The 12,574-nt window shown below is 42.0% G+C and carries 8 protein-coding genes and 1 tRNA gene; 4 read left to right on the forward strand and 5 right to left on the reverse strand.

The window, feature by feature from the left end; translation table 11 throughout:
• Window positions 1-2: 2 nt before the first annotated feature.
• The gene (locus tag CLV57_RS14420) at window positions 3-986 is read right to left on the reverse strand and encodes a type I phosphomannose isomerase catalytic subunit (protein WP_100342088.1); all 984 of its coding nucleotides are present in this window, start codon (window positions 984-986) and stop codon (window positions 3-5) included.
• 248 nt (window positions 987-1,234) lie between these two features.
• Here CLV57_RS14420 and CLV57_RS14425 point away from each other — a divergent pair, with 248 nt between their 5' ends.
• A complete protein-coding gene (locus tag CLV57_RS14425) occupies window positions 1,235-6,373 on the forward strand; it encodes a translocation/assembly module TamB domain-containing protein (RefSeq protein ID WP_100342089.1) in 5,139 nt (1,712 codons plus the stop codon).
• Between the two features lie 68 nt (window positions 6,374-6,441).
• Window positions 6,442-8,739 carry a translocation and assembly module lipoprotein TamL gene (tamL, locus tag CLV57_RS14430; protein WP_100342090.1) on the forward strand — a complete coding sequence of 766 codons (2,298 nt, stop codon included), beginning with the start codon at window positions 6,442-6,444 and terminating at the stop codon, window positions 8,737-8,739.
• A gap of 500 nt (window positions 8,740-9,239) precedes the next feature.
• On the opposite strand, the gene CLV57_RS14440 is transcribed toward tamL, so the two are convergent.
• From CLV57_RS14440 to CLV57_RS14455, 4 genes are all read right to left on the reverse strand, one after another.
• Window positions 9,240-9,674: a hypothetical protein gene (locus tag CLV57_RS14440; protein ID WP_100342092.1), complete on the reverse strand. Its 435-nt coding sequence runs from the start codon at window positions 9,672-9,674 to the stop codon at window positions 9,240-9,242.
• On the reverse strand, window positions 9,671-10,009 hold the full coding sequence (locus CLV57_RS14445; RefSeq protein ID WP_100342093.1) for a PadR family transcriptional regulator: 339 nt from the start codon (window positions 10,007-10,009) through the stop codon (window positions 9,671-9,673). Before CLV57_RS14445 ends, CLV57_RS14440 begins: the two co-directional genes overlap by 4 nt.
• 164 nt (window positions 10,010-10,173) lie before the next feature.
• A complete protein-coding gene (locus CLV57_RS14450) occupies window positions 10,174-10,800 on the reverse strand; it encodes an alpha/beta hydrolase (protein ID WP_100342094.1) in 627 nt (208 codons plus the stop codon).
• A gap of 2 nt (window positions 10,801-10,802) precedes the next feature.
• On the reverse strand, window positions 10,803-11,738 hold the full coding sequence (locus CLV57_RS14455; RefSeq protein ID WP_100342095.1) for a ring-cleaving dioxygenase: 936 nt from the start codon (window positions 11,736-11,738) through the stop codon (window positions 10,803-10,805).
• 130 nt (window positions 11,739-11,868) lie between these two features.
• Here CLV57_RS14455 and CLV57_RS14460 point away from each other — a divergent pair.
• Window positions 11,869-11,940, forward strand: a tRNA-Arg gene (locus CLV57_RS14460).
• 262 nt (window positions 11,941-12,202) lie between these two features.
• Window positions 12,203-12,544, forward strand: coding sequence for a hypothetical protein (locus CLV57_RS14465; protein ID WP_100342096.1), 342 nt, complete (start codon window positions 12,203-12,205; stop codon window positions 12,542-12,544).
• Window positions 12,545-12,574: the final 30 nt, after the last annotated feature.

The following is a 12,574-nucleotide window of genomic DNA, read 5'->3' on the forward strand; positions in this document are numbered from 1 at the left end:
TATTACTCTATAAAACTTTCCAGCATTTTAAAGCCCGAAGTTGTTTCCAACTCTACTTTATCAATTGTTTTTGGCAGTAGCATGCACTCACCCATTTTAACCGGGTATGCTTCGCCGTTGTGTTTGATGGTATAAGCGCCTTCAACACAAACATGTATTACAAACGAGTCTAAGCTGCTGTAATCTTTTGTAGTGCTTTTGGTAAAATCTAAAACGTTGGTGGTAAAGTAAGGGCATTTAACCAATCTTACCGTTTCGTTCTTCGCCGGCTGATATTTGGTTTTGTATTCAGGATAAAACTTATAGTCAATTGCAGCTAATGCTTCCTCTACATGCAATTCGCGTTTATTGCCTTTATCGTCAACACGATCAAAATCATAAATACGGTAAGTAATATCTGATGTTTGCTGTATCTCCGCGATCAGCAGGCCTTTGCCTATCGTGTGTACCCTTCCGGCAGGTAAAAAGAAAACGTCCCCCGCTTTAACGTCTTCCTTGTTCAGTACATCAGTTAAACGCCCGCTGTTAAATACTTTCAGATATTTCTCTTGTGTAAGTTCCTGGTTAAAGCCCGCAATAAGCGTTGAACCCGGGTCTGCCTCAATAACATACCACATCTCGGTTTTACCAAAAGAGTTATGACGTTCTTTAGCCAGTTTATCATCAGGGTGCACCTGTATAGAAAGATCCTCGTTTGCATCAATAAATTTCACCAGTAACGGAAACTCATTGCCAAAATGCTGATACACCTTCTCTCCCACCAGTTCGGCACCATATTGTACCAACAGATCTGCCAATGACTCCCCATTCAGCGCGCCGCCATCAACAACAGATACATCACTTTTTACGCCCGATATTTCCCAGGTTTCGCCGCAGTTGGGTAGATCACCAAAATCTTTATGCAGATAAGTTTTTATTTTTTGCCCACCCCATATTTTGTCTTTATAGATGGTTTTGAACTTTAACGGATATAGTGCTTCAGACATAGATTGATTGTTTTTCGTGCAATTTATCAGTAAATGACGAAAACAGTAACGGTGAAATGAAATATTAGTTTTGAGTTATGGTGATTTAAGCCAAACAACAAATATTAAATACTGAGAATAACACAAGCAGCGTAACAGGAGTATCAATTGAGTAATCTGCTTTTTAAGTATAAATACAGCAAACTTTTAACCCGGAATTTGTTTATTAGTGTGTACAATTTTACTTAACCTTACAAATAGCCACAAAATTGGGACGATTTGGACGCATAGCTTTAAAAACACTTCTTTGGATAATTGGAGGCATTATAACACTACTATTGCTTGTTGTTGTTTTGATACAGGTACCTGCTGTTCAGAACTTTGTAAAAAACAAGGCCGTTACCTTCCTGCAAAATAAAATTCACACCAAGGTTGAAATAGGACACATTAGTTTGGGCCTTCCCAAATTATTAGTGCTGGAAAACGTTTATTTTGAAGATCAACAAAAAGATACACTGATAGCCGGCGACAAGCTGAAAGTTGATATCAGCATGTTGAAGCTGCTTAAAAATCAGGTTGAGGTTAATGAGATCAACCTGCAAGGCATCACCACTAAAATATACCGCGGTAAAGACAGCGTTTTTAACTTCGATTATATTATCAAAGCTTTCGCCGGTGAGCAGAAGAAAGAACCTAAGCCCGAAGATACCACCTCAACCATGAAATTTTCGGTTGATAAGGTGATATTAGACAGGATCAATGTAGCCTACAAAGACCTTACCACCGGTAATGATGTAAAGTTTTATCTGGGTCATTTTGATACCCGCATCAAAGATTTTGATCTGGATAAAATGAAGTTTACCATTCCTCGCATCAACTTGTCTGACGTAAACGCACGCATCATTCAGACGCCTGCCGGTTCTACCATTGCGCAAACTGCTGCGGTTGATACAGCAGTAACGCCGCTAAACCTCGACCTGAGTTTGGGCACCATAGATTTTTCAAAAATAAAGCTTGACTACCGCAGCAACGAGATGGACGCCAGTGTTGACCTGGGCAAGTTTTTGGTGGAGATGGATAAGATAGACCTTAAAAACCAAAACGTAGTTGTAAACAATATAGAACTGAACAACACCAGCGCAGCCCTGCGTTTTGCCAAGCCTACTACTGTTGCAAAAGCTGCTGAAAAAGCGGTGAAAAAGCTGGATACGCTTGCGTCAAATCCTAATAAGTCGGCTTGGCGGGCATCTTTAAACAGAATAAAACTGACTGGTAACGATATTAAATTTGATAACGATGCACAGGCTCCGCTACGCAAAGGGATGGACTTTGCACACATGCACCTGCGCGATCTGAACATTGATCTGAGCGATCTGGCTTACAGTCCGGATACTATTGCCGGTAAAGTTAACCAGGTTACTTTCAATGAAAAGAGCGGACTTGTTATTAAGAACTTTCGTACCCAATTTTTATACGGACCCAAAAGCGCTTACCTGAACGACCTGTTATTAGAAACCCCGCAAACCGTTATACAAAAAGAACTGCAGGTGAGCTACCCTTCTATTGATGCCATCAGCAAAAACATAGGCGACTTATACCTTAAAGCCAACTTAAATGGCTCTAAACTTGGCCTGCGCGATGTATTGCTGTTGATGCCAACCATGAGCAGCATGGAGCCCTTTAAAAGCTCGCCTAACTCTGTTATTCGCATTAATGGCCAGGTAACAGGTAAGGTGAATAATCTCAACATTCCAAATCTGGAAGTAAGCGGCTTTGGCAGTACCCGCATAGCTGCTTCGGCTAAGCTGCGCGGTCTGCCTGATATGAATAAGGCTTATTTTGATATTAACATCAGGGATTTCAGAACCACCAGTTCAGACATAGCACGCCTTGTACCTAAAGGCACCATACCACCAAACGTTAGCATACCACCATCAATGGCGCTAAAGGGCAACTTTAAAGGCAGCATGAACAGCTTCAACACCCGGCTTAACCTGCGCTCAAGCTATGGCGCTGCGGATCTGGTTGCGGCTGTCAGAAATTTAAACAATAAAAAAGCTGCAACCTACACGGCCGACCTTAAAGCCAACCAGTTAAATATTGGCGCGCTTACTAAACAGCCGCAAACGGTTGGCATGGTTACCATGACCGCTAAAGTAAAAGGAAGTGGCATTGACCCGAAAACTGCGAGTTTAGTACTGGATGGTAACGTTGCATCGGCGTATGTAAAGGGCTATACCTATAAAAACCTTAACCTAAAAGCTACCGGCACCAATGGAAGCTATTCAGCTAAAGCCACCATGCGCGATCCGAATATCACCTTCTCGCTGGATGCCAAAGCTAACATGAACAAAAAATATCCGGCGGTAAGCGGCACTTTTATGCTGGATAGTATTGACTTGCAAAAGCTGGGCTTTACCAAAGATGTAATGCGCATCCACGGAAAAATTGTGGCTGATGTGCCAACCGCTAATCCGGACTATCTGAATGCAACCATTAAAGCCTCTGATCTGCTAATAGTCAACAAAGACCAACGCATAAGGATGGATACCATCAGCCTGATATCAACAGCTACTGCCGACAGCAGCACACTGGCGCTGAAATCATCTATCCTTACTGCTAACATGAGCGGTAAATATCAGCTTACGCAAATAGGCACCGCTTTGCAGGATGTGATCAATAAATATTTTGATACCGGCCTGGCCACTACGGGCAAAGCAACCGTTGTAGCTAACAAACCCGGCTATCAGCCTCAACAAATGCGGTTTGCCATGCGTGTGGTTAAAACACCTTTGCTGCAACAATTTGCACCCGACCTGAAACAGCTTGATCCTATAGCCCTAACCGGCAGGTTTGACAGCAGTACGGGCGAACTGATTGTTAACGGCAGCATACCTAAAGTAGTTTACGGTACCAGCATAATTAATAACACCAAGCTCAACATAAATACTGCCAACAACGCGCTTAATTATAGTTTAACTGCCGATGAAATAAAGCCTTCGCCATCAATTGATCTGCTGAACACAAGTGTTACCGGTTCGGCACAAAACAATAAGCTGAACGTTAATTTACAGGTGCGTGATGTAAATAAAAAAGAACGCTACAGAATAGCGGGCGCATTGAGTATTCTACCTAACGAATATCAATTCAGCTTTGCTAATGATGGCGTATTGCTTAACTACGTAGCATGGACCGTAAACCCTGATAATGCGTTGCTATTTGGTAATCAGGGTTTGAATGCGCGTAATTTAAATTTAACTAATTCAGATCAGGTTTTGAGTGTTAACAGCAGTTCTACCGAGATGAACTCGCCTATTACCGTTAACTTTCGCAACTTCCATATAGAAACGCTTACCACTATAGCACAACAGGATTCGTTACAGGTGGGCGGTGTAATAAACGGACAGGCCCGCGTGAGCGACTTTAACGCATCGCAGCAATTTACCGCTGATATGAACATTGCCGACTTTAGCTTTAAAGGCGATACCGTTGGCAACATTGCTATAAAAGCCAATAACCAAAGCGCCAATGCCATTGCAACTAATGTAAGCATAACCGGTAAAGGCAACCAGGTTGACCTGAACGGTTTGTATTATACCGAACCAAGCGGCAACCTGGACATGACGCTAACCATTGTAAAGCTGAATATGAAAAGTATTGAAGGCTTTAGCTTTGGGTCCATACGCAATGCCAGTGGAGATATTACCGGTACCCTGCGCATAACAGGTAATACCAGTGCCCCGGCTGTACGCGGCGATGTAAACTTTAACAATGTTGGGTTCAATGTATCTATGCTCAACTCGTATTTCAGAATGCCGCGCGAGCGCATAACCTTTAACGAAGAAGGCATAGCTTTTAACGATTTCACGCTGATAGATTCTACCAACAATAAGGCGGTTATAAGGGGTAGCCTTTTTACCAAAACATTTACCGATTACAGGTTTGGCCTGGATATATCTGCTAAAAATTTCAGGGTGATGAACTCAACCCGTGCAGATAACAAACTTTACTATGGTAAACTATTTTTAGATACCGAGATCAAAATTCGTGGAACGCAGGCATTGCCGGTCGTAGACGCTAACTTAACGGTAAACGAACAAACAGACCTTACCGTGGTATTACCTTCCAGCGACCCCGGCATTGAAGACAGAAAAGGTGTTGTTGAGTTCTTTGACGAAAGTAACCAGAAGTTAGATTCCATATTGGCGGCTCGCCAGCTGGATTCATTAAAACAATCTGAACTTACGGGTATGGATGTTTCGGCAACCATCGTCATCAAAAAAGAAGCTAACTTTAATATTGTTATTGATGAGCGCAACGGCGACGTAGTTCGTTTACGCGGATCAGCTAACTTAAATGGCGGTATTGACAAGAGCGGTAAAACCAGCTTAACAGGAACCTACGAAGTTGAAGAGGGATCATACAACCTTTCATATGCTACCGTAAAACGTACATTCATTTTCAAAAAAGGCAGTACCATTACATGGACCGGCGACCCAACCAGTGCTAATGTTGACCTTACCGCTACCTATGTTGCCAATGTTCCGCCAATTGACCTGGTGGCCGACCAATTAGGCGGATCTGAAAACCAGATCCAATACAAACAGAAGCTGCCTTTCAACGTGAACCTGAGCATGCGGAACGAATTAATGAAACCAACTATTGGTTTTGACATTGTTCTACCTGACAGTACTTACACGGTATCGCAAACGGTTGTGAATACGGTAAACGCGCGGCTGGCCCAAATAAGGCAAGAGCCAAGCGAAATGAATAAACAGGTATTGGGCGTATTGGTACTGGGCCACTTTATTGGAGAGAATCCGCTGGCCAGTAAGGGCGGTAGTACCGGTGTAAATGGTATGATCAGAAACAGCGTGAGCGGTTTATTGTCTGACCAGTTGAACCGTTTAGCAGGCGACCTGATACAAGGGGTTGATCTGGATTTCGGTCTTAACTCCGGGGCTGATTATTCATCGGGTGTTGAAACCAACCGTACCGACCTGAATGTGGGCCTATCAAAACGCTTCCTTGATGACAGGCTAACGGTATCTGTGGGTAACAATTTTAACCTGGAAGGTGCACAGCAGGGCGAAAAAACCACTAACATCGCAGGTAATCTTTCGGTAAACTATAAGTTGAGTAAGGATGGTAGATATACCCTCCGCGCCTACCGTCGTGAACAATACGTGGTTATACAAGGACAAATTATTGAAACAGGTGTTGGCTTTACCCTAACGGTTGATTATAACCGCTTTGCTCAGATCTTTAGACGCAGCAGGGAAGACAGGGAAGCACGCAAACGATACAAAGAAGAAAAAAAAGAGCGTGAAGCCAAAGAGGAGCGCACAGAAGAAGCTCAGAAAAGAGAAGCTGTTAAAGCAGATTCCGTAAGAAGCGGGCAACAATAATGCGGTAGGCTGAGTGAGGAGTTTACATGCCCTCATCTTCACAATCGCGTTTAAGTGAATTTTGATCTATGACAAAAAATTTAAAATACCTTTTAATTTTAGCGCTGGCCTTACATGCCTGCAGCAATACCAAATACCTGCCTAAAAATGAGAAATTGTATACAGGCGCAAAGGTGGAGATTGCTGCAGATAGTAATACCACAAAAAATGAGCGCACGGTTTTAACCGATGACCTGAAAGCGTTGGTAAGGCCCAAACCCAACTCTTCTATATTAGGTTTGCGCGTAAAACTATGGATCTATAACAAAACCCGCACCACTAAAACCAAAGGCATTAAACATTGGCTGAACACAAAATTTGGCGAACCACCTGTTTTGGTGAGCACGGTTGACCTGGAAAAGAACAGCACCATTATGCAAAATCGTTTGCAAAATGTAAGCTATTTTCAATCGCAGGTAAGTGGCGATACAGTTAGTAAAGGTCAATCTGCAAAGGCGGTATTTACGGCTGTGCCTGGCCCGGGGTATAAGATAAGAAAGGTTATTTTCCCTCAGGATGGAGGCGTATTAGATACCGCCGTTGCTGTTACAGCCGACGAGACCCTGCTAAAACCAGGCGATAAATATAACCTTGATGTGATCAAAAATGAACGCCTGCGTATTGATACACGTTTAAAAGAAAAAGGGTTCTTTTATTTTTCTGATGATGACCTGATATTACGTGTTGACAGCACGGTAGCCAATCATCAGGTAGATATGTATGTTAGGGTGAAGAACACAACCGCCGACAGAGCCCGCCGTGTTTACACAATTAACAACCTGTTTGTTTATCCAAGCTATTCGTTGGCTGATACCGCCCGTAAAAAAGATTCGGTCATTAACTATGCCTGGTATAAAGTAATCGATCCGCGCAAGTCAATTACCCCTTATGTATTTAAAAACACGGTATTGATGCACCCGGGAGAGCCTTACAACCGCACCAAACACACCAACAGCCTTAACCGTTTTATTAACCTTGGGCCGTTCAGGTATGTTAAAAATCAGTTTGAAGATGTATCTGCTGATTCTTCCAAGCTGGACGTTTATTATTTCCTTACCAAGTATCCTAAAAAGTCGTTACAGTTTGATGTATTGGGACGTACCACATCAGCTAACTTTACCGGTACGCAGGTAAGCATCAACTGGAAAAACCGGAACGCTTTCAGGGCGGCAGAAACGTTAACCATATCTTTATTTGGTAGTTCAGACGTACAGATCTCCGGGCAGAACAGTGGCTATAACGTGTATCAGTTAGGTGGTACAGCAACGCTATCATGGCCCCGCTTTATCAGCCCGATAGAACCTAAAAATGATAACGCCTACATCCCTCGTACTAACCTTACGTTAGGCTACACGTTGATCAACCGTACCAAGTTGTATACGTTAAGTTCTTTCAACGGATCATTTGGTTATTCATGGAAATCAGATCCTTACCGCCAGCACGACCTTAACGTGATCAACATTAATTACGTAAGGCCGGAGAATGTAAGTAAGGAGTATCGCGATAGCATTACCAGCACCGGCAATCCAACATTACTGCATGTTATTGACCCGCAACTTACATTTGGCCCAAGCTATAGTTACACCTATACCAACACAATGGAAACCAACCGTACTAACACCTGGTACTTTAATACCAAGGTTAGCATGTCGGCAAATTTACTGGGCTTAGTTACAGGGGCAGACACCCTGGCGGGCAAGGTGCGTACCATTTTCGGCACGCCATTCAATCAGTATGTGAAACTGGAAAATGAGTTCAGGTACTACCACAAATTAGGACCAAAAAGCACCATTGCCGCACGGTTAATTGGCGGATTGGGCCTTCCTTACGGCAACTCCACCATTATGCCGTACAGTCAGCAATTCTTTATTGCAGGAACCAACAGCTTACGCGGTTTCAGGGCACGTTCATTCGGTCCGGGTACTTATTATTTCCCTAACGAGTTGCGCGGTAAAACCGGCTTTTTGCCTGATGCCTCCGGTGATATTAAACTGGAAGCTAACGTAGAGTGGCGCCCTAAACTGTTCAGCATAGTATATGGTGCTGTGTTTATGGATGCAGGTAACATCTGGAACCTTAACTCGCAGGCCGGCTTACCGGGCGGTGCATTCAGTAAAAACTTTTTTAAAGAGTTTGCAGTAGATGCCGGCGTGGGTTTACGTTTTGATGCAAGTGTATTGGTACTGCGTACCGACCTGGGTTTCCCACTTCGTAAACCATGGCTGCCTGATGGTCAGCGTTGGGTAATCAACCAAATAGATTTTGGCAACAGCGCGTGGCGCAGCCAAAACCTGGTGTTCAATTTGGCTATAGGTTATCCATTCTAAAAGCTAAGTGTTACAGCAACAAAGATGTAATACTTGAACAGGTTTACTTGATAAACACTTTAATTCAAGTATTTATCAAAACGCCATGTAACAATATGCAATAACTTCAGGGTCAGTATTTCTAAGTTCAAATTACTATTAACGCACTGACCTTAAGAGATTAAAAAAAATACATTTTGTGTAACATGCAATGGAACCTATTTCAGCATTTATTCACCCCAGAGTTGAGACGATGAGCGTTCACAATGCCAATGTGTTCAGCTTTTTCTCGACCAAAACCCTACAAGCTTTTATGTAACTGTAATTCACTATAGCTAAAAATATCAAAATTGCTGCCATAGCTACCGGGCTAAGACTTTTTATACTGGCGAATTCTTTATGCCCGTTAGCTTCGTCAATTAAGTTAGGCACGTACATAAACACCTGCAACAGCATGAGCGGAACAACGGTTTGATTAATAATATGAACCTTAAAAAGCGAGCTTTTACCTTTACTAACTTTTAAGTTATCTGCAATAAAGCATAAGCGTAAATAACAGGCGATACAGCCAAAACAAAAACAGAGAGACCAAAAGCCAAATGCAATGTTTTACTATTTACAATTGTTGATGCAGCCATTAAAACTATAACCGCTATTATTAATGTCCTCCAATTAAAAGCACCTTTCAGGTATTTAAAAAATATGTCGCGGACATAGTTACGATGTAGTTTTTCCTGGTTTTTGGCCAGATCTTCAATACCACTGCAACCTCCGAAATGATTATCAACTACCTGCTGAAACAATTTATCTGTTGATAACGTGTTGCCCTCCGCTCGTCTATTTTCTATTGCAGTGAGTATGTGATCTAATAACTCATCATATATCTCCTGGTACTTCAGATCGTATATATTCATTCGCTCTGCTACCCATGCGCGTTCATCTTGTGTAATGTTCATTTGGTTGCCGGTTTAAGGTTTAAAATATTTTGTAACTGATCAATAAACGCACGGGCTTCATCCAGCTTATTGTTTACCTGGATACCACCCTCTTCGGTAAGTTTGTAGTACTTTCGTGCTCGTCCATCAACAATTTGCGTAAAAGTTTCTAAAAAACCCTCTGCCTCCATTTTATGCAAAGCCGGATACAAAGCTCCCTCAGTGAGCATAATTTCTCCGGCAGTTAACTCCTTAACTTTTTGCGTTATTTCATAACCATACATTTGGTTATTACCTTCCAGTAATTTTAAAATAATGGTCTGCAAAGTTCCTTTTAACAGCATATTTGAATTCATAAAACAAATATATTATTTTTTATATACATAAGTAAATTATATATATAAAAAAATGTACAAAAAAAGCTACTTCCATATTAAGAAGCAGCTTTCGTATTTGAGTTTCACCCGGAAAATCTTTTAACAAGTATTTTATACGCAGAAACCATTTTTAATAATAATGTTCAGGCATTGAATACAACGCTGCCGGCCAGCTCAATTTCTTCCTGCCAGATGCTGTGCGGCTTATCAGGATATACTTTTAAGGTAACATTAGCGCCCAGCCCTTCCAGCACTTCAACCGACTCCTCTACTCTTTTTAACGGCACATGCGCGTCATGGTCTCCGGTAGTGATCAGTATAGGTGTACCACTAAAATCACCTTTGTACCTGTCCGTCACTAACCGCTCTCCTATCAGTCCGCCTGTGTAAGCAATAGCACCACCGTAGCGCTTTGCATTACGTGCCACATACTCCAGTGTTAAACATGCCCCCTGCGAGAATCCCGCGAAGTAAATATGCTCTGACGCTATGCCTTCTTGCTCTATCTTTTCAACCAAAGCGCCTATCTGCTCTAAAGCAGAATCAAGTGCGGGTTGGTTTTGTTGCTCGGGTGCCATAAAGCTGTATGGGTACCAGCTGTTGTTAGTAGCTTCGGGTGCATATATGGCGGTATCTTTCAAGTTGAATACATTAGCCAACCTTATAATGTCGGCAGCAGAACCGCCCCTGCCATGTAGCATAACGAGGGCGGCTTTTGCCTGAGCTGCCGGCGTACCGGCAGCTGTATAGTTATTTTGATGTGTGTACATTATTAGTCTAATTTAGGTAAAACAGCTTCTATCTCGTCTCTGCGGCTTTCATATTGAGCTGGCAGTTTTAAGTGGCTACCCAATTCTGCCACTGGTTCGTCAACATCAAAGCCCGGGTTATCAGTAGCTATCTCAAACAACACGCCACCCGGTTCGCGGAAGTACAATGAGTAGAAATAGTTACGGTCTATTTTCTCGGTGATGTGCAAGCCATGGGCAAGTACCTTATCTCTAAACTGCATCAAAATTTCTTCATTCTCCACCCTGAAGGCTACGTGATGTACGCTGCCACCGGCTACATGTCCGGCTACTTCGCCAGCCACTTCAACCAGGTCAACAATGTTGGCGGTGTCTGCTGCATCGGTTACAAAGCGGTAACGGTTAACATTTTGTTCCAGTAAACGGTAGCCAAACACCTTGGTTAATACGTCAGCAGTAGGCTGCATTTTGTTGGTAGTAATAGTAATGCTATGGAAACCTTTTACCGCGTTCTCAGCTTTTATCTCATCAGTTTCCCATCCTTTGCGGTTATCTTGGTTTTTAGATTCTATCAACTCAAATTTAAGTCCGTCCGGATCTAAAAAGGTAAGGTACCTTTCACCAAATTTCTCAGCTACTTTGTTATAGATGACATTGTTGTCTTCCAAACGTTTTTGCCAGAAATCTAAACTTCCTGCAGGCACAGAGTAACCTATCTCGGTAGCTTGTCTTGCGCCTCTTCTGCCCTGCATTATATTGGCCCAAGGGAAGAAGGTAAGTATGGTGCCCGGTGTACCGTATTCATCGCCATAGTAAAAGTGGTAGGTTTCAGGGTCGTCAAAGTTTACGGTTTTTTTAACCATACGTAAGCCCAAAACTTTACTATAAAAATCAAAATTGCGTTTGGCATTGCCTGCTATTGCAGTGATATGGTGTATGCCGTTGATTGTATTTTTCATGATCTTTTTTATTTTAAATAGTGATTGTTTAATTATTACACTACAAAGGTATAGCTGCTAATAACCCTGCCACTTGATGTACATCAAGAAATAAAAACATCGCTAATTTTAATATCTTTGCCTCCAAACTGCTCCCGTAGTTCAATGGATAGAATTATGGTTTCCGGTACCATCGATATGAGTTCGAATCTCGTCGGGAGCACAAAAAGCCACCTTCAAAAAGTGGCTTTTCCTTTTTTACCCTCACCCGAACCGAACTAAAAATTCTTATTCATAATTAGATTTAAAAGTTAAAATCTCAAATTAAACCCATTTCTCTAATCACTTTTTAATAAAATTTTAACATAGCAGGTCTTTTACCAAATAAAATATTTCCAAACAGTCATTTTTTCATACGATTTGCATGTTTTAACATATTTTTAAAACACAAAACAGCATTATTGGTTATATTTGCCGCTGTGACAATGTTCAACTATTTTAGAAAAGGATATCTGAGGTCGGTATTGCAGATCATGCTGATAGCATTATTCGCTATCAAGTCATGCGATCTGCTGATCAGCTACTATTCTGCTCAAAATAAAGCTGCAATGATAGAAAATATTGCAGATGACGACAGCAATGATGTTAGCGAGGATAGCTTTGAAAAAATAGACAAAAAACTATATTCAGGTTTTGAAACCAGCTTTTCTTTCTCGTCACTCCAGTGGGTAAAGCATCTCCCTGCCCCTAAATGCCTATATAGTTTCAGCATATTTAAAGAGCCGTTACGCGTGGTTCTCACCCCTCCACCAAATTCTGTATCTTAGTATACACCTAATTAGCCCGATACTATCGGA

It is taken from the genome of Mucilaginibacter auburnensis (assembly GCF_002797815.1).
GTDB classification, from domain to species: Bacteria; Bacteroidota; Bacteroidia; order Sphingobacteriales; family Sphingobacteriaceae; genus Mucilaginibacter; species Mucilaginibacter auburnensis.

Coding starts and splice junctions, on each gene's coding strand:
- CLV57_RS14450 (WP_100342094.1), bottom strand. CDS start 10,800: ATGTACACACATCAAAATAACTATACAGCTGCCGGTACGCCGGCAGCT.
- CLV57_RS14440 (WP_100342092.1), bottom strand. CDS start 9,674: ATGAACATTACACAAGATGAACGCGCATGGGTAGCAGAGCGAATGAAT.
- CLV57_RS14455 (WP_100342095.1), bottom strand. CDS start 11,738: ATGAAAAATACAATCAACGGCATACACCATATCACTGCAATAGCAGGC.
- tamL (WP_100342090.1), top strand. CDS start 6,442: ATGACAAAAAATTTAAAATACCTTTTAATTTTAGCGCTGGCCTTACAT.
- CLV57_RS14465 (WP_100342096.1), top strand. CDS start 12,203: ATGTTCAACTATTTTAGAAAAGGATATCTGAGGTCGGTATTGCAGATC.
- CLV57_RS14445 (WP_100342093.1), bottom strand. CDS start 10,009: ATGAATTCAAATATGCTGTTAAAAGGAACTTTGCAGACCATTATTTTA.
- CLV57_RS14420 (WP_100342088.1), bottom strand. CDS start 986: ATGTCTGAAGCACTATATCCGTTAAAGTTCAAAACCATCTATAAAGAC.